The sequence below is a fragment of the Ruegeria sp. H9 genome (assembly GCF_056532915.1).
Map to the genome: position 1 here is coordinate 144944 of NZ_JBQFNX010000005.1, position 23218 is coordinate 168161.

Consider the following 23218-nt stretch of genomic DNA (forward strand, 5'->3'; position numbering starts at 1 on the left):
AAACCCATCGAACGTCATTGGAAATTTACCTGAAATCTCATAATGATCGGTGCAAAACAGCCGCCGAGAGTTTCAATGCAGTATCACAACAAGCCCTTTGATCAGCTTCAGATCGGTGACACCGCCGAGCTGACTCGGTTCTGCACAGAGGATGATTTTTATGTTTTCGCATCGAATTCCGGCAACCATAACCCTTTGAACCTGGCCGACGAAGATGGGGACGGTGATAACGTAAACGAGGCGATCGCGCCCGAGATGTTTCTTGGGGCTCTGATCTCGGCCGTTTTGGGGAATATCCTGCCGGGCGCGGGTACGCTGTATAAGTCGCAAAGCTTGGATTTTAGCGCCCGGGCATATGCGGGCGAAGAACTGCTGGCCAGAGTTACGGTGATCGAAAAACGCGATAACCGCGAGGTAGTTCTGGAAACTCAGGTGATGCGCCCTAGTGATGAGGCGCTGATCGTGTCCGGCATCGCGGTCGTGATCGCTCCGGAGAAAGAACTGTCATTCAATGAGATTGAAGTGCCTGGTCTGGTCGTCGAGCGGCACCGGCATTTTGATGCACTGCTCGATCGCTCGCGCCCGCTGCCTCCGATCCCCACGGCAGTTGTCGCCCCAGAAGAGCCCAACTCGCTGGGGGGGGCCTTATTGGCGGCGCGTGAAACCATCATCAAGCCGGTCCTGATAGGTGACCCCGACAAGATTGCTGCAGCAGCGCGTGAGATTGAGTTGCCCTTGGGTGACGTTGAGATCGTTCCCGTTAAGGACCATCTGGACGCCGCCAACAAAGCGGTTGATCTGGTTGTCGAAGGACATGCCGAAGCATTGATGAAGGGGCATCTTCATACGGACGAACTGCTACGGGCGGCGTTGCGGCGGGATCGTGGACTTCGCGCGGGGCGCCGATTTACGCATGTCTTCGTCATGGATATACCCGGCCAGCCGCATCCCTTGCTGGTGACCGATGCGGCCATCAATATCGAGCCGGATCTGGAAACCAAGATCGACATCACGCAGAACGCGATCGATCTGGCAATCTCAATCGGAATTGGCGCTCCGAAAGTGGGTGTTCTGTCGGCGGTCGAGACGGTGAATCCAGCAATCCGGTCGTCGATTGATGCCGCATTGCTGTCGAAGATGGCCGAGCGGGGACAGATCAGGGGTGGCTTGGTCGATGGGCCGCTTGCCATGGACAACGCGGTCAGCCTGGCCGCGGCGCGCACCAAAGGGATCGTGTCCGAGGTGGCCGGACGGGCAGACATTCTTGTCGTACCCAATCTGGACGCAGGCAACATGCTAGCCAAGCAACTGACGTATATCGCGCACGCCGAGGCTGCCGGGGTGGTGCTGGGCGCGCGCGTACCGATTATTCTGACCAGTCGCGCAGATGGCGAAAAGGCGCGGCTCGTTTCCTGTGCCGTCGCGGCCCTGCATGCGGCGCGGATGTCGGGTAAGATCTGATGGACCATATCATCACACTGAATTCAGGCTCGTCCTCGCTGAAGTTTGGGTTGTTCTCCGCAGGCGAAGCAGATCCGATCCTGGTCTGTTCGGGAGAGGTGGAACGCATCGGCAGCCGCGCGGCGCGCATCAAAGCAGAGACCACGGATGGCCGCGTGCTTGCCGATACCGCTTCTGAAGCGCTGTGCGATCAGGCCAGCGCCTTGGACTATATTTTGGATTTGCTGGAACGGCAGTTTCCGTCGGCGGGCGTGACCGCGGTTGGACACCGCATCGTGCATGGCGGCCCGGATAATGACAGGCCCATTCTGCTGACCCCCGAAAGCTTGCAGATGCTGGAAAAACTCGAGCCTTTTGCGCCCTTGCACCAACCTTACAATCTGCAGGGCGCACGTACTGCGATGGACAGGTTCCCCAATGCCAAGCAGGTTGCCTGTTTCGATACCGCTTTTCACCGCCACCACCCTTGGGTCAATGACACCTTCGCATTGCCGACCGAGTATTACGATATGGGCGTTCGCCGCTATGGCTTCCACGGTCTGAGCTATGATTACATCTCGGACCATCTGGCCAAGACTGCGCCGCTGATACATGGCGGACGGGTGGTTGTGGCGCATCTTGGCAACGGTGCCTCGATGTGCGCCATGATCGGAGGTCGCTCGGTCGGTTCAAGCATGGGGTTCTCGGCCATGGATGGTTTGCCGATGGGAACGCGTTGTGGCCAGCTGGATCCGGGCGTTGTGCTGTATCTGATGGATCAGCAAGGCATGAATGCGGATGAGATCTCGGACCTTCTGTATCGTAAATCCGGGTTGCTTGGCCTTTCCGGAATGACCAATGATATGCGTACGCTTGAGGCGTCGAATACGCCGGGTGCACGCAATGCCATCAACTACTACACGTTCCGGATACGCCGCGAGCTGGGCGCTTTGGCCGCCGTGTTGGGAGGTTTGGACGCAGTCGTGTTTACCGGCGGGATCGGTGAGAACTCGACCTATATCCGCGACCGTATCTGCACTGACATGGGGTGGTTGGGTCTTGAACTGGACCACGATGCAAACGCGGACAATCTGCGCGTCATCTCGACCGACCTGTCACGTGTGAAACTGATGGTCATTCCGACGAACGAGGAACTGGTGATCGCGCGTGCCGCGGCTGAGAAAGCCGCATAAATCCCAGTTTTTAGGCTTCTGCGCGCAAAATAATTTGGGGGATCGGGAAAAAAATCGCAGCACTACGGGAATCCCCCAATTTCGCGATCCGCGCAGGTGCGTTAACTTTTCATTAACTACCGGGCCAGTGCGCCCAATCCACTTTCACTAATTTCCCCCGATGAGGGGCTGGCTTCTTACCCCCTTGGCCGGCCCCTCGACCTTTTTTGGGGTCTATGCCTGCGTCAGGATTTTCCGAACAAGTGCAGGCAGTGCGGTACTGTTATCATAGCTGAGCGTGTACGGCATGTCCGAAACCGGCGACTTTCGATATCCCTGTTCAAACAGCAAAAACGGAACCTGAGCCCGTTGCGCAGTTTCGGCATCAACCTCACTGTCGCCAACGAAGATCTGTGGGCCTGCGGCTTGAAGGGTCTTGAAACAGGCGTGCAAGTGCTCTGGATCGGGTTTGCGTATATCCAGCGTGTCTCCACCAAAGACCGTGTTGAAATAGGGTAGCAGGCCAAGTTCGCCCAGCACATGCCGGGCAGGGGCTTCGGGTTTGTTGGTGCAGACCCCAAGCGCACAGCCCATATCGCGAAGCTCATCCAGCGCCTGGATCACGCCGGGATAAACTACGGTCTGATCGCAGGCGCCTGCATTGTAGTGCTTCAGAGTAAGCTGTGTCAGGTCCTTGTGAAGCGTTGGCTCCAGCCCGCAATGCGTCATCGCCCGCTCGACCAGCTTGGGTAATCCGTTCCCGACGAATCCCCGGATCGTATCCTGAGGCAAGGAGGGGTGCCCCTGATCGTGCAGCATTCGGTTTACCGCAGCTGCAAGGTCGGCAAGGCTGTCTATCAGGGTGCCATCCAAGTCAAATACGACAACTGCTGCCATCTGCGAATCCGCCTTTGTTTGTTGATGTCCAATGCCTAGGTCGTGCTGTGCGACGGCGCAATAGAGACCCGTGGGAGCGATTGAAAAAACAGCAGCTTGACAAACCTTACTATTTTTATCAGATTAATCACACGAACAGATAGCCAGCCCAAAACAGGGTCAGCCAGATCAAGCGAAACGAAGACAGACAAGGCCAAGTGCCACAGATGCTCTGGAGATGCCCCAATGAACGCGCAAACCCCTACCTCGACCCTTAGCTATGCTGTTTCGATGCTTCCGGCCCACAAGGCGGAAGACCTCACCAATGGCGGCAATTTGGCCCATATCGAGCTGGGCGATCAGCTTTATACGCTGCGCATCACCCGCGCAGGCAAACTGATCCTGACAAAATGAGCGGACCTTCTTCGCGTGGCGGGGCGGCTGTTGGCCGTCTGGCTGACCTGAACCCCATTGAGGCCGGAGCCGTCATGTATCTGCGGCTTTGGGGTGATGGGGTCGAAGGCCGGGCAAATGCCGCAAGCGATTTTGACATCGCGCTGGGTGCAGATCAGGGACGCGCCACGATGCTGACGCTGGACCGGCTGTGTTCACTTTGTGCACATCACGGTCGCCGTCCGCTGGTGCGTCATGGGCTGGGATGTGCATGTCTGGGCGCTGATGAGAATTGTTTTGCCCAGATGATCGGTGCCGCCTCTGAAGGGGCGCGTGAAGATGCAATGATGATGGCCTCGCTGATCGTACGGCCCGATTTCGCCCCGGCACTGGCCTCGTTGTCCGAGGAACTGGGCTTGGCGTTACGCCGGATGACCGTTTCGATCCCTTTGCCGACGACCGGGCACCACCCCCCACATTCAGTGCTCCACTGATCGACGGCGACAAAACCCCAGCAATTTCGCTGGGGTTTTGTGTTTCTTAGCAGCAGCCGCAGCCCGCATGATGATGATCGTGATCGCACATGGGGGCAGGGCTGTAGTCACCCACTTCGCCAAGAACCTCCCGCATCGCCCAAAGAATCATGTCGACGTCCTCTGCTTCGATGGTTAGCGGTGGCCGGATTTTCAGGATATTGTCCTTGGGTCCCTCGCTACCGATCAGAATGCGATGATCGCGCATCCGATTCTTGACGTAGCTGCAAACCTCACCGCTTTCCGAACCGTCAGGATTGACCAGTTCCACCCCTAAAAACAGACCCATGCCGCGTACATCGCCAACGCAGGCAAAGTCCGCTTCGATCTTTCGGAGGCCGTCCATCAGACGAGCCCCCATCACACGGGCGTTCTCTTGAAGGCCTTCATCGTCGACGATGTCCAACACCTCTTTCCCGATTCTGCAGGACAAGGTTGAGCCGCCGAAGGTCGAGAAAAACTCGATCCCGTTGTCGAAGCTTTCGGCGATCTCTTTGGTAGTGACCAGCACACCCAGCGGGTGGCCGTTGCCGATGGGCTTCCCCATTACCACTATATCAGGCAGCGCGCCCTGATGTTCAAAGCCGAAGTAATAGTCGCCCAGGCGCCCGAGGCCGGTCTGGACTTCATCGGCAATGCAGACCCCTCCGGCGGCGCGGATTTTTTCATAGACCGCAGACAGATAGCCTTTTGGTGGAATGATCTGTCCCCCGACCGAGGGGAATGTTTCAGCGATGAACCCAGCTAGGCCTTGCCCTTTTGCCTGTAATGCCGAAATCGCCGGATCAATCAGGTCAGCAAACTTCCGTGCGCGCTCGGGGTCATCACGCCGGAACGAGCCGCGATAGTCATCCGCGACCTCAATCAGTTCCACCCAATCTGCCTGCCCAATACCGCCAGGTTTGTTGAATTTGTAGGCCGAGATCGCCACCGCAGCGTTTGTGTTGCCGTGATAGCCGTGATCGGGCGTCACGATCCCTTTTGCCCCGGTGTGCGCGCGCGCCAGACGCAGAGCCAATTCGTTGGCCTCTGTCCCTGAGTTGACGAAGAAACAGACTTCAAGGTGATCCGGCAGTTTCGACAATACCTTGTCGGCAAAAGCGGTTTGCGCCGGGTGCAGATAGCGTGTGTTCGAATTCATGCGCTTCAGCTGATCCGCTGCAACCGCCTGAATACGCGGATGCGCATGGCCTACATGCGGAACGTTGTTGTAGGCATCCAGATAGGGTCGCCCCCATTCATCGAACAGGTGATGCCTCCAGCCACGCACCAGCATGACCGGGTCGTCGTATGTCAGGCTGAGATTGCCGCCGAAGTGTTCGCGCCTGTCCTGTAGGATCGCCTGCTTGTCGGTTGGTCGATAGAAAACCTTTTCATCAGGCGAGTTCAACAGTGCTGCGGGGTTGGGGCAGACCGCGTGCCAAAGCTCGAGCTCATCAGGATCCGCTACGCCCGGCCAGTCGGCCTGCATACCGTCGGTCGTCAGCGCCAGTTGGAAATGCACATGCGGGGCCCATCCGCCATTCTGACTGGCATCGCCCAGACGAGCAAAAGCTGCACCCTGAGCCACCGGGTCACCTGGTTTCAAACGCTCACTCACCTCAGGGTCCAGATGGCCATAAAGCGTGTAGAATGCATCCCCTTCGGGCGTTTCGTGGTGCAGGATCACAACCCCGCCATAGTCGAGATGCGCGTCCCTGTTTTCAACCGCTTCGACCCGACCGCTGAGAGGTGCATGCAGCACTGTTCCGGCCGGTGCAAACACATCCACGGCCAGATGCACTGTGCGCCGATCCGACGCTTTCCACGGTCCCTTGCGAAACCCCGGCTCAGCATAGATCAGGCGTGGCTCGCTGTAATACCCTAGCCAGGGACCATCCCCAAACTCCTCACCAACCCGCGCCGCCTCGTCCAACGGCATGTGGAACGGGTTTTGAGGCCAGGTTGAGTTTTCCACCGACAGTGAGCCCATTGGCGTGTCGCTCAGATCCTGCCCGAACATCTGCGCGAAATGTCCACGATGGTTGGACAGATAGGCATGGATGCGCTCGGCCCCATCCACAACGGGCAAGCCACACGCGGCGCGCAATCGGGCGGGCATGAGTGCGCCATTGATTGCCTCATTTTCAATCAATCGCCACGCTGGGGCCTGGCTGATCGTGACATACGGATCATCCGGGTTCTCAATCGCCATCAGCGTCGAATTCACCACGGACACCGCCAACCGTGCTTGCAACAAAGGCCAGATCAGGTCGATCTCATCCGGGCGTAACCGATTGGCGGCGTGATAACCGCGTACCAGCGCAGCCAATGCGCGCTCGGGTTTAGGGTGGTCCAGAACGACATAGGCCCCGGCAATAGCCAGATCGCAAACGCGCGGCGCCGCGCACATGTCGCCAAGATCGATCAGACCCGAGATGCTGCGTCGTTCGCACAGATTGCCTTCAACAAGGATATTGTAATCATTGGCATCATTGTGAATCGCCTGCTTTGGCAATGCACCCAGTTGATCAGAGATCGCCTCAAAATCCTCAGCGATTTGTTGAACGCGCGCGCGTCTTGCCGGATCAGAGATGGCCTCTAGTTGGTCGACGATCCAACTCGCCCGCGTCAAATCCCATTTGAAATCGGCGCGATGCAAGCCCTCGTGGGTGAACCCCTCCAGCGCCCGGTCGGTTGCGCCCAGAACACGGCCCAGTTTTAGTATTAGGTCTTCGGTCTTGGGCGCGCTGCTTGCATAGCTTGCCCCCGGCAGTCGTTCCTGCAGCCAGACCTGTCGCGGTTGCCCATGCGCGTCGGCAATCTCAGGCAACATCATCCCGTTCAAATCGGGATAAACGGCAGGAAAGGGCAATCCGGGCGCTGCTGCGCTGAGATGTCCCAGCGCCTTGATCTGTAGATCGACCAATGCCGCATCGCACCCCGCGTGCATCACCTTGAGCACATAATCCTGCCCGTTGGTGGCTTCGACCAGAAAGTTGAGGTCGTACTCCCCATCCAGACGCGTCAGACGGGCGTCCAGCCCCCAGTGTTCACGCAGGCGACCAGCCCAGAAAGTGTTCAAGTCGCTCATGTGCTATCTCTTGCAACTGCCACGGTGATCCTCTTCATCTGGCCAAAAATATCTTCGGGCGGAGTCGCGCCCTGGCGCGATGGGGCAGACAGCCCCCCCTTTGCTCAGTCCAGTGCTCGCAACCGTTTGAACAACGAGGACGTATCCCACCGGCCCCCGCCAAGTTTCTGCACGTCTTTGTAGAACTGGTCGACCAGCGCCGTCACTGGTAGTGAAGCCCCGGTCTCATTGGCGGTATCTAGACAGATTCCCAGATCCTTGCGCATCCAGTCGACTGCAAAGCCATGCTCAAAATGGTCATCCAGCATGGTCTCATACCGGTTCGCCATCTGCCAGCTGCCTGCCGCGCCTTGGCTAATCACCTCGACCACAGCCCGACCATCCAGCCCAGCCTTTTCGGCAAAATGTAATGCTTCGCTCAGGCCCTGCACCAGCCCTGCAATCGCGATCTGGTTGCACATTTTGGTCATTTGACCCGCGCCGCTGTCCCCAATGCGGCGGCAGATTTTGGAATAGACCTGCATCACCGGCTCAGCAGCACGATAAGCGTCCATGTCACCGCCGCACATGATCGATAGCACACCATTTTCGGCTCCCGCCTGACCGCCCGAGATCGGGGCGTCCACAAAAGCAACCCCCTGTGTCATGCCAGCCTCGTACAACTCACGCGTGACCTTGGCCGAGACGGTGGTGTGATCAACAAATACCGCACCCTTGGCCATTCCGTGAAAGGCGCCATCTTCACCTGTGCAAACCATACGCAGATCGTCGTCATTGCCAACGCAGGCCATCACGAACTCTGCCCCTTCTGCGGCTTGCCGCGGTGTCAGGGCCATCGCGCCGCCATGCTGGGCGACCCAAGCCTCGGCCTTGGATGCGGTGCGGTTGTAGACGGTGACTTCGTGGCCGGCAGCCTGGAGATGCCCGGCCATCGGGTAGCCCATGACGCCTAGGCCAAGGAACGCAACTTTTGCCATGTGATGATCCTCTCTGTTATCCGCTCCTGCCTCAAGCGGACGGCAGGTCGTGATGTTTAGAAAGGACAAAGCAAAGCTTGGACCAAAGGGCAACCCTGCGTCACAATTTGCCGCTCAGATCCATAGCGATCGCGCGCCATTCGTTTCACATCTGAACCGGCGCGGATTTCATCTTCGAAAAACGGCCGCAGCTTTGAGCTCAGCCAATTCCCTCTGTAAACGCTGGTTTTCTGATTGCAGAACAGCCAGTTGCTGACCCAGATCATTCAGATGTGGCCGAAGCTCGGCCTCGGTAAAGCGCGGCGTGATGTGGCGGGGGCAATTCCAGTCAAGCGCTTCAACTTTGATGATCGCGGCACGTTCTGCCTCGGTCTCGGAGCCTTTGATGTAAAGATCAGTTGCTGCCGCGGCACCTTCCTTGAATGTCATCCGCCCAAGAATCTTGAGACGGCGCTGGTTCGCGTAGTCCATTGATATCAGCGCCACGCGGTCATTCCCATCCAGGTTGCCGCGCGAGATATATTGTTTGTTACCAGACAGGTCCGCATAGCCGATGGTGTGCGGGTCCAGCACTTTCAGAAACCCTATCGGCCCACCGCGAAACTGCACATAAGGCCAGCCGGTTTCTGAGACGGTGGCCTGATAGAACCCGTCGCGGGCGCGAATGAACGCCTCTTCGGTCGGTCCGATTTGGTAGCCCTGTTTTGGTCCTAGGCTCAGGAATTTCGCGTAGGTCGCTGCGGATCCCATCCGCTCTTGATGGGCGCGAACGGCAGGTGTGAAGGTCAGTTCAGAAAAGGCGCGGGGCATTATGCTGTCTCCTGCGTCGTCCGGGGCGTATGCGCAATATGGTCGATGATGGCCTGCTCTGTCAGGCGTGGGAACACAGATGTGAACGTTTGGCCCCAAATTCGGCAATGGTGCCAAGGACGTTGCGTAGTATCTGTCCTGGACGCCACGTCACATGGATTGGAAGGAATCACACACCCGGCTAGTTTTGGGCAAACACCTGATCTGGAGAGCTATTTGATGTCGCTTTTTACCAGCACCGCCGCCTGGGTTACTGACGAACACCGAATGTTTGCTGAAATGGCGGGCCGGTTCATGGATGATGCCTTGGTACCCAATACCGAGAAATGGGCCGAGAACGGGGCGGTTGATCGTACTTTTTGGCTGCAGGCGGGAGAGACGGGTCTGATGGCCGGTTCGATTGCTGAGGAATATGGTGGCGTCGGCGGCGGGATGGGTTTCGATTCCGTTACTTTGTATGAGCAGACTGCGCGCGGGGACGCAGGATGGGGATATGGCATCCAGTCTATCGTGACCCACTACATCACCGCTTATGGCAGTGAGGATCAGAAACAGAAGTGGCTGCCGAAACTGGCCTCGGGTGAGATGATCGGCGCGCTGGCCATGACCGAGCCGGGCACGGGATCGGATGTGCAAGCGGTGAAGACGACCGCTGAGAAGGATGGCAATTCTTATCGGCTCAACGGGTCCAAGATATTTATCACCAACGGGCAATCGGCTGATCTGGTTATTGTGGCTGCCAAAACTGACAAGTCGTTAGGGGCGAAGGGTGTCTCTCTGATTGTGGTCGAAACCGACGGGGCTGACGGATTCCGGAGGGGGCGGAACCTCAAGAAACTGGGAATGAAGGGCAACGATACGGCTGAGCTGTTCTTTGAAGACGTTAAGGTGCCAATGACCAACCTGCTGGGCCCGGAAGAGGGGCAGGGGTTCTATCAACTGATGAAGCAGTTGCCGTGGGAGCGGCTGACCATCGGGATCATGGCGCTGGGCGCGATCGATTTCGCCATATCGCAGACGGTGGACTACGTGCAGGAGCGCAAGGCGTTCGGACAACGGGTGATGGACTTCCAGAACACACGTTTCAAGTTGGCCGAGTGTAAAACCAAGGCCGAGGTACTGCGCAGTTTCGTCAATGACTGCATTGGAAAACTGGAGGCCGGTGAATTGGATGCTGCGACGGCCTCGATGGTGAAATACTGGGGCTCTGAGGTGCAGAACGAAGTGATGCACGAATGCCTGCAACTGTTCGGCGGTTATGGGTTCATGATGGAGTACCCGATCGCGCGGCTCTATGCGGATGCGCGGGTCCAGATGATCTATGGCGGGACGAATGAAGTCATGAAAGAACTCATCGCCCGTTCGCTGGACGTCTGAACCAAAACACTCCCGCCCGTCTTCGACATTCCTAGCGGAACGTCTCCTCCCGTTGGGCCAGGCAAGCGCGGGCGCAGCCCGCGCTTGCCTGGCCCCCTGCCGTCCGCAGGACGCAAGGCCGAAGGCCGCGCAGGGTTTGGCTGTTGCTGGCGTTGATGCCTGACACTTCGCCTGCCATTGTGATCACGGAGTAGTCAGACCTGAAGGGAACCCGGTATGGAGAAGTCCAACAAAGATCGCATATCTGCCCTGCTCAAAAGCATCGAAACGGGCGATCCGGGTCCGGTTTCAGTGGTAAATGAAGCACGATACATCCAGCACAATCCGCAAACCCATGAAGGCAGCGAAGGGCTTGCATCCCTATTCAAACGGCTTTCCCAGACCTCACCGCACGTGAATATCGTACGCGCCTTTGAAGACGGCGATTTTGTCTTCGCGCATACGGAATATGATTTCTCACGGCGGAATATCGGCTTCGAAGTGTTCCGGTTCGAAGACGGGCAAGCGGTAGAGCACTGGGACAATATCCAGAAACGGATGGGGCCAAACGGCTCGGATCACAGTATGGTGGATGGTCCGACCGAAGTTCGGGATGTCGAGAAAACCGAGGAGAACCGGGCCTTTGTTCGCGCCTTCGTCGAAACCGCGTTGATTGCCGGGAACCTCGACCAGATAGAGGCCTGTATCAACACTTCCGCTTACGTAGAACACAGTCCGCAGTTCTCTGATGATTTGACTGCCTTGAGGACCGCATTGGCCGATAGGAACGCCCTAAACTATCAGCATCTGCATCGGGTATTGGCGGAAGGGGATTTTGTACTGACCGTATGCGAAGGAGCGTATCAGGGCAAACACAGCGCATTCTATGATCTGTTCCGCGTTGCAGATGGAATGATCGTTGAACACTGGGATACGGTTGAGTCCATTGCACCACGCAGCGAATGGAAAAATGACAACGGTAAGTTCTGAGGTTGCGTTAGGCGTGGGCGTCTGCCCAAATCTGTTCACTGATCCAGGCTTGGAAAGACCGTAACGGCTCGGGCATCGAGCGGTCATTCGGCCAGACCAGATAATAGCTGCCAAGGCTCACGCGCGGCCCGTCCCATGCCTGGACAAGCCGCCCGGTGCGCAAATCATCCTGCACCAGATATGACGGTAACAGAGCCACGCCCAACCCATGAATCGTGGCCTGAATCATGGTCGAAAACTGATCGAACAGCATTCCCCGTAGGCCGGTGACGGGCTGGCCCTGTATCTCAAACCAGCGCTCCCAGGCATCCGGACGCGACTCCAGATGCAGCAGTGGCGCGGCGCGGAGAGCACCCAAGCTATTGAAATTGACAGCGGTAAGGGCAGGGGCGCAGACGGGCAGGACTTCTTCCCGCATGATCGGTAAATACTGAACGCCCGCCCAGTCTTGCTGACCGAAATGGATCGCGGCATCAAATGGTTCAGACATGAAATCAAACGGTTTGAGGCGGGTCCCCAGATTGACGGTGACCTCAGGGTGCCGTCGCGCAAAATCCTGAAGGCGGGGTGCCAGCCAATGCATGCCGAACGCGGGAAGGATCGATAGATCAAGTGACCCACCCGCCGGGTTGGCTTTGAGTTTCAGTGCGGCCTGCGCCAGATCCTGAACAGCAGACCTTGCGGTTTGCACATAGTCTTTGGCTGCTGGCGTCAAGTGCAATCGCATCTGGCTGCGCTCAATCAATTGCACGCCCAGCTGATCCTCCATCGTCTTCAATTGCCGGCTGATCGCGCTTTGTGTCAAGGACAGCTCAGCCGCAGCAGCAGATGCGCTGCCCAGCCGATCTACGGCTTCAAGCGCAAGCAAGGACGAGATTGAAGGCAAGAAACGGCGGGGTGCAATCATATGACAATTCCTCATACCTATTGAACGCAATAGCACTGGTTTTTTCCTACCGCCAGAGCGATGAGTGGTGCGCCACATCACTTTTGTGGTCGAGCGGGTGCCGTACCATCCGCGATCTTGAAATTCACGTCGGAGCGCGGGACAAATCAGCAAGCGGGTCGCGCCCGCGCAGAGGTTCCCCAAGGCCGATGACACCAACAAGACAAAAGCGAGAGACATGGACCGCGCCCAGATCGTACATGAGAATTTCCTGACCCGTGTCGCAAATCGTGATTTTCCCGACGGAGCCCCGCCGCGCGTCGGTCTGGGCGATTCTGAAGCCGTTTCACTATTCCGGTCGCAAGTTCTCAGCCGCGCGTTGGATCGGACCAGCCGGGCGATGCAGAAGGCAGGGCAGGGGTTCTACACCATCGGCTCATCTGGCCACGAAGGGATGGCCGCCGTCGCGCACGCATTGCGCCCAAGCGATATTGCCTTTCTGCATTACCGGGATGCTGCGTTTCAGATCGCGCGCGCCGAACAGGTGCCGGGCCAGCAGATCGCGTGGGATATGCTGCTCAGCTTTGCGTGCTCGAAAGAGGACCCGACCTCGGGCGGGCGGCACAAGGTGTTGGGATCAAGGGCGCTGATGATCCCGCCGCAGACCTCGACCATCGCCAGCCATTTGCCCAAAGCCGTTGGTGCGGCTTATGCGCTGGGGGCAGCCCGGCGACATGCGCCCGAACATCGCGTGTTGCCGGAAGACGGGATTGCGATGTGTTCATTTGGGGATGCTTCGGCCAATCACTCCACCGCGCAGGGGGCGATCAACACGGCAGGCTGGACCAGTGTGCAATCGACGCCGCTGCCGCTGCTGTTCGTGTGTGAAGACAACGGGATCGGAATTTCGGTCAAAACGCCCAAGGGCTGGATTCAGGCGTCGATGGAGCATCGTCCGGGGATCAAGTATTTTCAGGCCAATGGGTTGGACATTTATGAAACCCATGCGGTCGCGAAAGAGGCTGCAGATTATGTCCGCAAGCGCAGGAAACCGGCCTTCCTGCATCTCAGAACCGTGCGGCTTTATGGCCATGCCGGGGCGGATGTGCCCACGACCTATCTGCCGAAAACTGAGGTTGAGGCGGATGAGGCCAATGATCCGCTTTTGCACACCGTACGACTGCTGGATCAGGCGGATGCATTGTCGCCGGATCAGGCGTTAAAAATCTACAGCGATACCTGCACCCGAACGGATCGTGTGGCTACAGAGGCTGCCAGCCGTCCCCATCTGGCCAATGCGGCCGAAGTGATGGCAAGCCTGATCCCGCCTAAGCGCCCTTGTAAAGCGACCAACGGCCCGAGCGCTGAGGCGCGTGCGAAGACCTTTGGCGCAGATATGCGCGCGATGGATGAGCCGCAGCCGCTCAGCCGCCTGATCAACTGGGCGCTGACCGATCTGATGTTGGAACATGCCGAGATCGTTTGCATGGGCGAAGATGTGGGCCGCAAAGGTGGCGTCTATGGCGTCACACAAAAGCTGCAGCAACGCTTTGGTCCGGACCGCGTGATTGATACGCTGCTGGATGAACAGTCCATTCTGGGTCTCGCGATCGGTATGGGCCATAACGGTTTCATCCCGATCCCCGAGATCCAGTTTCTGGCATATCTGCACAATGCCGAGGATCAGATCAGGGGGGAGGCGGCAACCCTGCCGTTCTTCTCGAACGGGCAGTTCACCAACCCGATGGTGCTGAGGATTGCTGGGCTCGGATATCAGAAGGGCTTTGGCGGACATTTCCATAACGACAACTCTCTGGCCGTCTTGCGGGATATCCCTGGTGTCATCATCGCCTGCCCGTCGACCGGGGCCGATGCAGCACTGATGCTGCGCGAATGCGTGCGGTTGGCGCGCGAAGAGCAGCGGGTCGTGGTGTTTCTTGAACCGATCGCACTCTACCCGATGCGCGATCTGCATGCGGCGCAGGATGGCGGGTGGATGACCATCTATCCTGCGCGGGATCAGAAAATTGCGCTGGGCGATGTGGGAGTACAGGGGGACGGCACCGATCTCGCCATCGTGACCTATGGCAACGGGCATTACCTGTCGCAACAGGCCCTGCCCGAAATTGAGGCGGCGGGTCTGAAAACCCGGATTATCGATATGCGTTGGCTAGCTCCTCTGCCGGTTGAGGCTTTGCGCGAAGCCACCAAAACATGCGCGCATGTTTTGATCGTCGACGAATGCCGCAAGACCGGCAGTCAGTCCGAAGCGCTGATGACTTTCTTCGCCGAACAAAGTTCTTCTACCCGAACTGCCCGCGTTGTGGCCGAGGATTGCTTTATTGCAACTGGCCCCGCCTATGCCGCACCTCTTCCTTCGAAAGACGGTATCGTTGCCGCAGCGCTGGCTTTGACAGGAGCAGCCTCATGACCCGCACCGCCGTTGTGATCTGCCCGGGCCGGGGCACTTATAACAAGCCTGAGCTGGGCTATCTGCACCAACATCATTCGGATCGTATGGACTTGTTCCGCAGCTTCGACGCCATTCGCGCCGGAACCGGACAGGATGCGATTACTGCCTTGGATGGGGCTGATCGCTTTAGCGTCGGGAAGTACTCGCGCGGCGATGTGGCCTCACCCCTGATCTATGCTGCCGCGTTGGCCGATGCGCAGGCATTGGCCAACGATATTGAAGTCGTCGCCGTCACTGGTAACTCGATGGGCTGGTATATTGCGCTGGCCACCGCAGGGGCATTGACCCCTGGGAACGGGTTTCGCGTGGTCAATACGATGGGCACGCTGATGCAGAAGCACCTGATCGGCGGTCAACTGGTTTACCCATTCGTCGATGAGACATGGGCGAATGATCCTGCCCGCAAAGCCGCATTGCTGGATGAGGTGGCGAGGATCAATGCGTTGCACGATCACACTCTGGCGCTTTCCATCGATCTGGGCGGGATGCTGGTATTGGCAGGCAATGAGGCGGGTCTGACGGCGTTTGAGGCGGCACACCCCACCGTGCAGGATCGGTTCCCATTGCGGCTGGCCAATCACGCCGCCTTTCATACGGCGCTGCAGGCCCCGGTGGCGGCGGAAGGTCGGGCGCAATTGAGTTCTGATCTTTTTGCTCAGCCCAAGTTCCCGATGATTGACGGGCGTGGCAAAATCTGGTGGCCCGGCGCAACTGACACGAGTGAGTTGTGGGACTACACGCTGGGCCATCAGGTGACCGAGACCTATGACTTCACCCATGCGATCCAGACGGCCGCACGCGAGTTCGCGCCCGATCTGTTCATCGTCACCGGCCCAGGTGCAACGCTGAGCGGCGCGGTGGCGCAGTCACTAACACTGGGGCGCTGGCGGGGCATGACCGACAAGGCGTCATTCCAGTCGCATCAGGAGGCGGATCCATTCCTCATCGCCATGGGGCGGGCTGACCAGCGCGCCCTTGCAACCAACTGAGACCAGCCTGATGATCGGCGAAACTTTGGCGAGGCCCGGGCATGCGCGACTATGATCAATCGTTATGGCGGCAGACCTGTCGCGAGCGTATCGACACGCAAAAGCTGTCTGATGACGTAAGCGTTGATCTTGCCGTGATCGGCGGTGGTTACACCGGGTGTTCTGCGGCCTTGACCGCAGCAAAAGCGGGGGCTTCGGTGTGCCTGCTCGAAGCGCATCAGATCGGCCATGGTGGATCGGGGCGGAATGTCGGTCTCGTCAACGCAGGGCTTTGGCTGCCACCCGATCAAATTCGGTCGCATCTGGGGCAAATGGCGGGGGATCGGTTGATCGATCTGCTGGCTAACGCGCCGTCAGACGTGTTCGAGTTGATTGAAGCGCACGGGATTGACTGCGAGCCTGAGCGGCAGGGCACGTTGCATTGTGCTCATTCGGCCTCGGGCTTTGGTGATTTGCGTACACGCCACGCACAGCTGAGCGCTTCTGGTGCGTCGGTCGAATTGCTCGATCCTGATGCGTCGCGCCAGCGGACGGGCAGCCCGGCAGTCCACGGCGCATTGTTTGACCCCCGCGCGGGTACAATTCAGCCGCTGGGCTATGCGGTGGGACTGGCCCGCGCCGCACAGAATGCGGGGGCGCAGATATATACGCAAAGCCCGATTCGATCTTTGCGGCAGGAAGCCGGGGTTTGGGTGCTGCAGGGGGATGATGGAACCGTACGCGCAAGATCGGTTATTCAGGCGACCAACGCTTATCATCAGGGCATTGCTGATACGGCACCAGACTATGTGCCGGTCTACTACTTCCAATACGCCACCGCGCCGCTGTCCCATAACCTGCGGGCCAGCATATTGCCTAAAGCAGAGGGATGCTGGGATACCGGCCTGATCATGACATCCTTCCGTTTGGACCAGGCAGGACGGTTTATCATTGGCGGTATGGGCGACCTAAACAGCGCCGGAGGATTTGCACACAAATCCTGGATCAAGCGCAAAATGGCTGCACTTTATCCGCAATTGGCGGATCAGCCGTTGATTGAGGGCTGGCATGGGCGGATTGCCATGACTTCGGATCATATTCCCAAAATCACTCTGATCGGTCCAAATGCGTTAGCCGCGCATGGGTTCTCGGGGCGTGGGATCGGGCCGGGCACCGTGTTCGGGCGTTTGATGGCCAAAAGTCTGCTCAAGGACGATCCGTCCTTGCTGCCGGTTCCGTCAGTGGCTGAGTATAGCGAAAACTGGACTGGCCTACGCCGCGCTTTCTTCGAAACCGGCGCGGCGCTGACGCATTTTGTTAAGGCGCGGTTCTGAATTCAGACAGACCGGGTGATGCCGCCATCGACGCGGATGTTCTGCCCGGTTATGTAGCCTCCGCCTTCGGAGGCGAGCATAGCCACGACCGAGGCGATCTCATCATAGCTGCGCCCGTAGCGGCCCATCGGGATGCGTGTGCGGAACTCTTCTTTTTCCGGAAGGCTGTCGATGAACCCGGGCAAGACGTTGTTCATGCGGATGTTGTCGGCGGCGTATTTGTCCGAGAACAGCTTGGTAAACGCCGCCAGCCCGGCGCGGAATACGCCCGAGGTAGGAAAAACCGGGTCCGGTTCAAACGCAGCAAAGGTTGAGATGTTGATGATCGATCCACCGCCCTGCGTTTGCATGATCGGGGTCACCAGTCGGGTCGGTCGGACGGCATTCATGAAATAGACATCCATGCCGGTGTGCCAATCCTCATCGGTCAGCTCCAGCACCGCTGCGCGGGGTCCGTGCCCGGCTGAGTTCACCAGCACATCGATCCGCCCCCAATGGGACATTGCAGCATCGACCAGTTTCTGCAGGTCATCATTCGACTGGTTCGAGCCCGTGATGCCCACGCCACCCAACTCATGCGCCAGCGCCTCACCCTTGCCTGACGAGGACAGGATGCCGACTTTGAAACCATCCGCCGCCAATCTGCGCGCGGAATCCGCGCCCATACCGCTGCCGCCTGCCGTGATCAAAGCTACTTTTTCCATCTTCACGCTCCTTTGCGATGTTTGGTATAAAGATGGCTGGCAGCGTTCACTTTGACCAATCAGTTCTATTGCGCATAGGCTGTAGAAAATCTACAGTCTAGTTATGCCCGCTCTTCCACCTCTCAATGCGATGCGCGCCTTTGAGGCCTCGGCACGCCACTTGAACTTTCGCTTGGCTGCGGAAGAAATCGGCGTAACCCAAGGGGCCGTTGCGCAGCAGGTGCGGGGGTTGGAGGCGCGGCTGGGCACTGCACTCTTTGAACGACTACCACGTGGGTTGCGCTTGACCGAAGCGGGGCGTCGGTTCCACGCGCCGCTGCGTCGGGCGTTTCGGCTGATTGAAGAGGCTGTCGATGAGCTGGCTGATCAGCGGCAGATCACGATCTCGGTCACGCCCAGCTTTGCCTCAAAATGGCTGGTGCCGCGTCTGAATGATTTTGTGACCCGCCATCCCGATATCTCGGTGCAGGTTGACGCGCGCGAGCGGTTGGCGGATTTCCAGTCTGATGGAATCGATATTGCAGTACGCCAGAGCCGTTCACCGGTTGCTCGAGATCTGCAAGCAACACCTTTGTTCTCGACCGAATTCGTTGTCGTGGGCAGTCCGGACCTCGCATCGCAAATTTCAGGTCCAGACGACCTGATGCAACACGTTTTGCTCAGCGATTCCCATGGGCTGTGGCCGTTGTTTCTTGAACGCGCCGGGGTCGAGGGGAAGCCGCGGATGATGAGTTTCAGCCAGACAAGTCTGGCGATAGACGCCGCTGTCTCGGGGCAAGGCTTTGCGCTGGCCAATGCGCCACTTGTGTCTGCGGAACTGGCTTCGGGTCGGTTGGTGCAGCCGCTCTCTGAGGTGCTGGTTGACGATTTGAGCTTTTTCATCGTCACCCCGCAGAAACCGCGCCAACCGGAGCTGGTGAAACAGATGCGCGACTGGTTGCTATCTCAGGTCTGAAGCGAGGCCGCAATCGCGTCGATCCGGTCGCGTAACCAACGATGTGCCGGGTCGTTGGCCGAGCGTTGGTGCCAGACCATATAGATTGACACTGCTTCGCATTTGAACGGCAGTGGCGCACTGTCCAGCGTGGCAAGCGGCCCGCATTTCATCAACTCCGTATCGGTCGAGATCAGGTCGCTGCCTTTCACGAATGGCGGGATCGCGTTGAAATGCGGCAGGGTTACGACGGGCGGTCTGATCTGGCTCTGATCCACGCCGCGCATCACGGCGCGGGCATTGCGGCCGTCTGCAAAGCGCACCTCGACATGGTCGCTGTTGCAATAGGATTGCCAATCCTCAGGCGGATCACGGTGAGCGGCATCATAGAATACCAACAACGGGCTGGTGATCAGCCGCTTCTGAAAGATATCCGGCCCGTCCGGTGGCAGCGGGGTGAGCATCAATTGACACCGGTCGCTGCGCAGCAAGTCCGGGTCGGGAACACCCGACGGGATGAACTCCAGCCGCAACCTGACGCCTTCGGCGCGTGTCGCCCGCAGAAGTTCGGGAAAGATCAACTCGCGCGGCATGTCGTTGGTGGCGATCTGAATGTCCATCTGTTCGGACAGCGGATCAAACGGGCGACCTTCGGTCAGGGCGCGCATGTTGTCCAGCACCTGTTGCACCGGCTCTTTCAGCGACAAAGCGCGCTCGGTCGGGGTCAGCCCCTGTCCGGATCGGACAAATAGTGGATCGCCCAGCACTTGCCGCAACTTGCCCAGCGTATGGCTGATGGCCGATTGCGTCACCCCTAACCGGTCGGCAGCTTTCGACACCGAGCTTTCTTCGAGTATCGTCAGGAACACCCGTAGGACCTTGCCGTCCAGATCTGTGAAATCAATTCTGCTCATACCATTTATGATTATTCATGAATGGATTTGGTGTCCATGCCGGGGTAGGGGAAAGGGCAGCTAACTGGAGGCGCGCGATGGGGATCCGCTTTTTCTCGGACAAGAACAGACCTGTTCACATGGGTCCGTTCCCGCTGGAACGGCTGGCGCGGCAGGATCGGATGCCTGATCTGGCGCAGGTCGAACCGATGTGTGCGCTTAGCTTTCGCAGGCCCGAGCAGCCTGAAAGCATCGTGAATGCGATGGGCGAGTTTCAGGCGATGATGGACGCAATCCGGGATGGATTTGTGAACCCCGTCGCATCGGAAATTCCTGCCAACCCAGCAGATCGTGCCAACCATCTGAAAGCGTTTGGCTATTTCAACGATGCGTCGATGATGGGCTGCGGGCCGCTACCCGCGGAGGCGATGTTGGCTGAGCCTCGGCGCAACCCGGATATCGACCGGCTGGCACATGCGCTCAGGACGCGGCAGACCAAGACACTTGCCTCGGGCATCGACGTGATCATGGCGGACCTGAAAGAAAGCATGGAGACCGCGCCGAAACCCATCGACTCTCATCGTCATGCGATTGTGTTCCTCTATGAATTCAATCGCGACCCTGAGCCGTCAGAGCCGGGCACAGACTGGATCGGCGATGCGCAGGATCATCGTGCGTGCCTGCTGGCGACCGAGAATGCGGTGGTCATTGCCAATTACATCCGCCTGCTGGGCTTCGATGCGCGTGCGCATACGGCAATGTCGTCCGAGGTCGATCTGGGCAAGCTGGCGGTCTCGGCGGGACTGGCCTCGGTCGAGGACGGCGCGGTTGTGGTGCCGTGGCTGGGCAAGCGGTTCGGTTTGGCCGCTGTGACCACCGAAATGGAGATCGCGCATGACCGACCCTTGCGACCGCTGGCCGAACAACCGTGGTTCCGCACGCAAGGACCTGCATGGTGGCTGGGTGCAGGCTTCGCCAAGAACGCTGTGAACCGGGATGCCTATGCCAAGCGGCGCTATGTGGACGGCGCACATCCTTTTGAAAACCTCAAACGAGTCGAAACACCGACCACCTATATCGACGAGCAAAACGTAGCCCGGGTGCCCAAACGCGCAGACATGTTTGCGCGGGCTCAGTTCGGCGACATGGGAAGATCGCTGCAGGATGCGACAAAGGGCGGGCATTACGTGCGCAAATCCGCCCCCAGCTTCGCCCAACGCCGCGCGCTGGGCGCATTTGTTTTGCTGCAGGACGGTGACAGCGCCGAGGCTGTACAGCCCACAGATACCGAAAGAAATGCCGCGAATATCAAGGCTGCAACCTATTTCCTTGGGGTCGACGCGGTCGGGCTCAGCCGGTGCCCCGAGTGGAGCTGGTATTCCCATGACGCCACCGGAGACGAAATCGTTCCACCCCATGATCAGGCGATCAGCATGATCATCGACCAGGGCTATGAGACGATGGAAGGTGCCAGCGGCGATGACTGGATCAGCGTCGCCCAATCCATGCGCGCCTATCTGCGGTTTTCACTGCTGGGGGGCGTGATCGCGCAGCAAATCCGAAATCTCGGCTACAAGGCCAAGGCGCATACGGTGATGGATGGCGAGGTGCTGCAACCGCCGCTGCTGCTGTTGTCGGGGTTGGGCGAGGTCAGTCGGATCGGTGAGGTGATCCTGAACCCCTATCTTGGCCCGCGCCTGAAATCCGGTGTCGTGACAACCGACATGCCGATGACGCATGACACACCCATCGATTTCGGCCTTCAGACGTTTTGCGAAAGCTGCAACAAATGCGCTCGGGAATGCCCTTCGGGCGCGATCACTGCCGGGCCAAAGCTGATGTTCAACGGCTATGAAATCTGGAAATCCGACAGCCAGAAATGCGCCACTTACCGTATCACCACGCCCGGGGGGGCGATGTGCGGACGATGCATGAAGACCTGCCCATGGAATCTCGAAGGTATATTCAAGGAACGCCCGTTCCGATGGGCCGCGATGAATATTCCGCAGGCCGCGCCTGCATTGGCCAAACTGGATGACGCCGTCGGTAATGGTGGTCTGAATGACACCAAGAAATGGTGGTGGGATATCGAACTGGAAGCCGACGGAGCCTATCGCCCGTCGCAGCACCCATTGAACCGGCGGGACCTACAAAAAGACCTCGATTTGAAGTACGAGGATCAGACGCTTGCTGTCTACCCCGCTCCGCTCGCACCGCACCCATGGCCCTATCCCTTCAACATGGACCGGGAAGCCGGAATTGCCGCCTATGAGGCGATGGTCACAGCTGAAGACTACAAAGCGCGCAAAGCGGCCGGCGATATGTCTGTGATCCACCGTTATCAGGTCGCAGGGGACGCCCCGGTGATGCGGGTGGAATTAACCAAGGTCGACAAGATGACCTCGGATGTCACCAAGTACGAGTTCTCAACCCTCGACGGTGCGCCCTTGCCGAAATGGACGGCGGGTGCGCATCTGGACGTGCTGGTTTCGCCCGAATTCCTGCGGCAGTACTCGATGTCGGGCGATCCCTCCGACCGCAACACTTATCAGATCGGCGTGCTGCGCGAGGATGAGGGGCGCGGCGGCTCGGCCTTGCTGCACCGCATCTTCAACGAAGGGCGCAAGGTCTTCATCTCAAAGCCGATAAACCATTTTGAGCTGGACGAGACTGCAACCAAAACCTTCCTGATGGGCGGTGGTATTGGCATCACGCCGATGATTGCTTTTGCCCACCGACTGTATGCGATGGGCAAACCGTTCGAGTTACACTATTCCGCCAGCACACGAGCAGGTGCCGGATATCTGGATGATCTGGCGGCTGTGCCATGGGCCGATCACGTGCACTATCACTTCTCGGACGAGGGCACACGGGCCGATCTGGAGGCCGTTCTGGGCGGATATCAGGACGGATGGCACGTTTATACCTGCGGCCCTGACCGCTATATGGACGGCGTCATTCACGCAGCCGAACGGCAGGGGTTTCCGGAAGGTGCACGGCATCTCGAATATTTCTCGGTGCCGGAACAGCCCGAATATGAGAACCATCCGTTCACTCTGAAATTGGCGAAATCGGGTCGGGAGTTGACTGTACCCGCTGACAAAGATGCGGCGCAGGTACTTAATGAGGCGGGCTTTCACGTGGATGTGAAATGCGCTGATGGGATCTGCGGGGTCTGCAAATGTGACGTGATTTCAGGTGATATCGAACACCGCGATTTCGTTTTGTCCAACAAACAACGCGAAGGTGCGATCATACTGTGCCAAAGCCGGGCGGCCCGGGCAGACGGGGTGATCGAGATCGATCTGTGATTGCTCTCGATAAAACGAATTTTGAATCCCAAAAATTGGTCGTTCCAGCCATGGACGCCGCCGACTTGCTGCACTAACGTCCCCGGCGAACCCCA

General features: G+C 58.5%; 18 protein-coding genes. 11 read left to right on the forward strand and 7 right to left on the reverse strand.

Annotation, left to right across the window (positions count from 1 at the left end):
- The first annotated feature begins 75 nt into the window (after positions 1-75).
- Positions 76-1461, forward strand: coding sequence for a bifunctional enoyl-CoA hydratase/phosphate acetyltransferase (locus ACR0CZ_RS18425; protein ID WP_170398333.1), 1386 nt, complete (start codon positions 76-78; stop codon positions 1459-1461).
- A complete protein-coding gene (locus ACR0CZ_RS18430) occupies positions 1461-2633 on the forward strand; it encodes an acetate/propionate family kinase (RefSeq protein WP_170398336.1) in 1173 nt (390 codons plus the stop codon). The genes ACR0CZ_RS18425 and ACR0CZ_RS18430 overlap by 1 nt, the downstream gene beginning before the upstream one ends.
- A 213-nt stretch (positions 2634-2846) precedes the next feature.
- Here the strand turns inward: ACR0CZ_RS18430 and gph are convergent, their stop codons facing one another.
- Positions 2847-3509, reverse strand: coding sequence for a phosphoglycolate phosphatase (gph, locus tag ACR0CZ_RS18435; protein ID WP_170398355.1), 663 nt, complete (start codon positions 3507-3509; stop codon positions 2847-2849).
- Positions 3510-3734: 225 nt separating this feature from the next.
- Here gph and hemP point away from each other — a divergent pair, with 225 nt between their 5' ends.
- Entirely contained in the window at positions 3735-3902 is a 168-nt protein-coding gene (gene hemP, locus ACR0CZ_RS18440) for a hemin uptake protein HemP (RefSeq protein WP_170398358.1), read from the forward strand.
- Positions 3899-4375 (forward strand): hypothetical protein, encoded by a 477-nt coding sequence (locus ACR0CZ_RS18445; RefSeq protein ID WP_170398361.1) that lies wholly within the window; start codon positions 3899-3901, stop codon positions 4373-4375. The genes hemP and ACR0CZ_RS18445 overlap by 4 nt, the downstream gene beginning before the upstream one ends.
- A gap of 46 nt (positions 4376-4421) precedes the next feature.
- On the opposite strand, the gene ACR0CZ_RS18450 is transcribed toward ACR0CZ_RS18445, so the two are convergent.
- The 3 genes from ACR0CZ_RS18450 to ACR0CZ_RS18460 form a co-directional block, all read right to left on the reverse strand.
- Positions 4422-7487 carry an aminotransferase class III-fold pyridoxal phosphate-dependent enzyme gene (locus tag ACR0CZ_RS18450; RefSeq protein WP_170398365.1) on the reverse strand — a complete coding sequence of 1022 codons (3066 nt, stop codon included), beginning with the start codon at positions 7485-7487 and terminating at the stop codon, positions 4422-4424.
- Positions 7488-7591: 104 nt separating this feature from the next.
- Positions 7592-8518 carry an NAD(P)-dependent oxidoreductase gene (locus ACR0CZ_RS18455; protein WP_255612153.1) on the reverse strand — a complete coding sequence of 309 codons (927 nt, stop codon included), beginning with the start codon at positions 8516-8518 and terminating at the stop codon, positions 7592-7594.
- A 114-nt stretch (positions 8519-8632) separates the two neighbouring features.
- Positions 8633-9274 carry a pyridoxamine 5'-phosphate oxidase family protein gene (locus ACR0CZ_RS18460; RefSeq protein ID WP_170398371.1) on the reverse strand — a complete coding sequence of 214 codons (642 nt, stop codon included), beginning with the start codon at positions 9272-9274 and terminating at the stop codon, positions 8633-8635.
- A 219-nt stretch (positions 9275-9493) separates the two neighbouring features.
- Here ACR0CZ_RS18460 and ACR0CZ_RS18465 point away from each other — a divergent pair, with 219 nt between their 5' ends.
- Positions 9494-10651: an acyl-CoA dehydrogenase family protein gene (locus ACR0CZ_RS18465; protein ID WP_170398374.1), complete on the forward strand. Its 1158-nt coding sequence runs from the start codon at positions 9494-9496 to the stop codon at positions 10649-10651.
- Positions 10652-10867: 216 nt separating this feature from the next.
- Positions 10868-11620, forward strand: coding sequence for a nuclear transport factor 2 family protein (locus ACR0CZ_RS18470; RefSeq protein ID WP_170398377.1), 753 nt, complete (start codon positions 10868-10870; stop codon positions 11618-11620).
- Positions 11621-11627: 7 nt separating this feature from the next.
- Here ACR0CZ_RS18470 and ACR0CZ_RS18475 read toward each other — a convergent pair whose 3' ends face one another.
- Positions 11628-12527 carry a LysR substrate-binding domain-containing protein gene (locus ACR0CZ_RS18475; RefSeq protein WP_170398380.1) on the reverse strand — a complete coding sequence of 300 codons (900 nt, stop codon included), beginning with the start codon at positions 12525-12527 and terminating at the stop codon, positions 11628-11630.
- Positions 12528-12744: 217 nt separating this feature from the next.
- Here ACR0CZ_RS18475 and ACR0CZ_RS18480 point away from each other — a divergent pair, with 217 nt between their 5' ends.
- From ACR0CZ_RS18480 to ACR0CZ_RS18490, 3 genes are read left to right on the forward strand one after another with little or no spacing between them, the layout of a single operon-like run.
- Positions 12745-14937: a thiamine pyrophosphate-dependent enzyme gene (locus ACR0CZ_RS18480; protein ID WP_170398383.1), complete on the forward strand. Its 2193-nt coding sequence runs from the start codon at positions 12745-12747 to the stop codon at positions 14935-14937.
- A complete protein-coding gene (locus tag ACR0CZ_RS18485; protein ID WP_170398386.1) occupies positions 14934-15968 on the forward strand; it encodes an ACP S-malonyltransferase in 1035 nt (344 codons plus the stop codon). The genes ACR0CZ_RS18480 and ACR0CZ_RS18485 overlap by 4 nt, the downstream gene beginning before the upstream one ends.
- 41 nt (positions 15969-16009) lie before the next feature.
- Entirely contained in the window at positions 16010-17281 is a 1272-nt protein-coding gene (locus tag ACR0CZ_RS18490; protein WP_170398389.1) for an NAD(P)/FAD-dependent oxidoreductase, read from the forward strand.
- 2 nt (positions 17282-17283) lie between these two features.
- Here the strand turns inward: ACR0CZ_RS18490 and ACR0CZ_RS18495 are convergent, their stop codons facing one another.
- Positions 17284-17985, reverse strand: a complete 702-nt coding sequence (locus tag ACR0CZ_RS18495) for an SDR family oxidoreductase (protein ID WP_480504100.1) — start codon at positions 17983-17985, stop codon at positions 17284-17286.
- Between the two features lie 103 nt (positions 17986-18088).
- Here ACR0CZ_RS18495 and ACR0CZ_RS18500 point away from each other — a divergent pair, with 103 nt between their 5' ends.
- Positions 18089-18940 (forward strand): LysR substrate-binding domain-containing protein, encoded by an 852-nt coding sequence (locus ACR0CZ_RS18500; protein ID WP_170398394.1) that lies wholly within the window; start codon positions 18089-18091, stop codon positions 18938-18940.
- Here the strand turns inward: ACR0CZ_RS18500 and ACR0CZ_RS18505 are convergent.
- Complete coding sequence (locus tag ACR0CZ_RS18505) at positions 18931-19833, reverse strand: LysR family transcriptional regulator (protein WP_170398397.1); 903 nt, start codon at positions 19831-19833, stop codon at positions 18931-18933. The two genes, ACR0CZ_RS18500 and ACR0CZ_RS18505, sit on opposite strands and share 10 nt — an antisense overlap.
- Positions 19834-19910: 77 nt before the next feature.
- Here ACR0CZ_RS18505 and ACR0CZ_RS18510 point away from each other — a divergent pair, with 77 nt between their 5' ends.
- The gene (locus tag ACR0CZ_RS18510) at positions 19911-23123 is read left to right on the forward strand and encodes a reductive dehalogenase (RefSeq protein ID WP_480537250.1); all 3213 of its coding nucleotides are present in this window, start codon (positions 19911-19913) and stop codon (positions 23121-23123) included.
- The last annotated feature ends 95 nt before the right edge of the window (positions 23124-23218 follow it).

Excerpts from the sequence above, each read along its gene's own strand:
- ACR0CZ_RS18495 (WP_480504100.1), bottom strand. The coding sequence starts at position 17,985 with ATGGAAAAAGTAGCTTTGATCACGGCAGGCGGCAGCGGTATGGGCGCG.
- ACR0CZ_RS18425 (WP_170398333.1), top strand. The coding sequence starts at position 76 with ATGCAGTATCACAACAAGCCCTTTGATCAGCTTCAGATCGGTGACACC.
- ACR0CZ_RS18475 (WP_170398380.1), bottom strand. The coding sequence starts at position 12,527 with ATGATTGCACCCCGCCGTTTCTTGCCTTCAATCTCGTCCTTGCTTGCG.
- ACR0CZ_RS18460 (WP_170398371.1), bottom strand. The coding sequence starts at position 9,274 with ATGCCCCGCGCCTTTTCTGAACTGACCTTCACACCTGCCGTTCGCGCC.
- ACR0CZ_RS18510 (WP_480537250.1), top strand. The coding sequence starts at position 19,911 with ATGGGGATCCGCTTTTTCTCGGACAAGAACAGACCTGTTCACATGGGT.
- ACR0CZ_RS18485 (WP_170398386.1), top strand. The coding sequence starts at position 14,934 with ATGACCCGCACCGCCGTTGTGATCTGCCCGGGCCGGGGCACTTATAAC.
- gph (WP_170398355.1), bottom strand. The coding sequence starts at position 3,509 with ATGGCAGCAGTTGTCGTATTTGACTTGGATGGCACCCTGATAGACAGC.
- ACR0CZ_RS18430 (WP_170398336.1), top strand. The coding sequence starts at position 1,461 with ATGGACCATATCATCACACTGAATTCAGGCTCGTCCTCGCTGAAGTTT.
- ACR0CZ_RS18500 (WP_170398394.1), top strand. The coding sequence starts at position 18,089 with ATGCCCGCTCTTCCACCTCTCAATGCGATGCGCGCCTTTGAGGCCTCG.
- hemP (WP_170398358.1), top strand. The coding sequence starts at position 3,735 with ATGAACGCGCAAACCCCTACCTCGACCCTTAGCTATGCTGTTTCGATG.
- ACR0CZ_RS18465 (WP_170398374.1), top strand. The coding sequence starts at position 9,494 with ATGTCGCTTTTTACCAGCACCGCCGCCTGGGTTACTGACGAACACCGA.
- ACR0CZ_RS18470 (WP_170398377.1), top strand. The coding sequence starts at position 10,868 with ATGGAGAAGTCCAACAAAGATCGCATATCTGCCCTGCTCAAAAGCATC.
- ACR0CZ_RS18450 (WP_170398365.1), bottom strand. The coding sequence starts at position 7,487 with ATGAGCGACTTGAACACTTTCTGGGCTGGTCGCCTGCGTGAACACTGG.
- ACR0CZ_RS18505 (WP_170398397.1), bottom strand. The coding sequence starts at position 19,833 with ATGAGCAGAATTGATTTCACAGATCTGGACGGCAAGGTCCTACGGGTG.
- ACR0CZ_RS18490 (WP_170398389.1), top strand. The coding sequence starts at position 16,010 with ATGCGCGACTATGATCAATCGTTATGGCGGCAGACCTGTCGCGAGCGT.
- ACR0CZ_RS18445 (WP_170398361.1), top strand. The coding sequence starts at position 3,899 with ATGAGCGGACCTTCTTCGCGTGGCGGGGCGGCTGTTGGCCGTCTGGCT.
- ACR0CZ_RS18480 (WP_170398383.1), top strand. The coding sequence starts at position 12,745 with ATGGACCGCGCCCAGATCGTACATGAGAATTTCCTGACCCGTGTCGCA.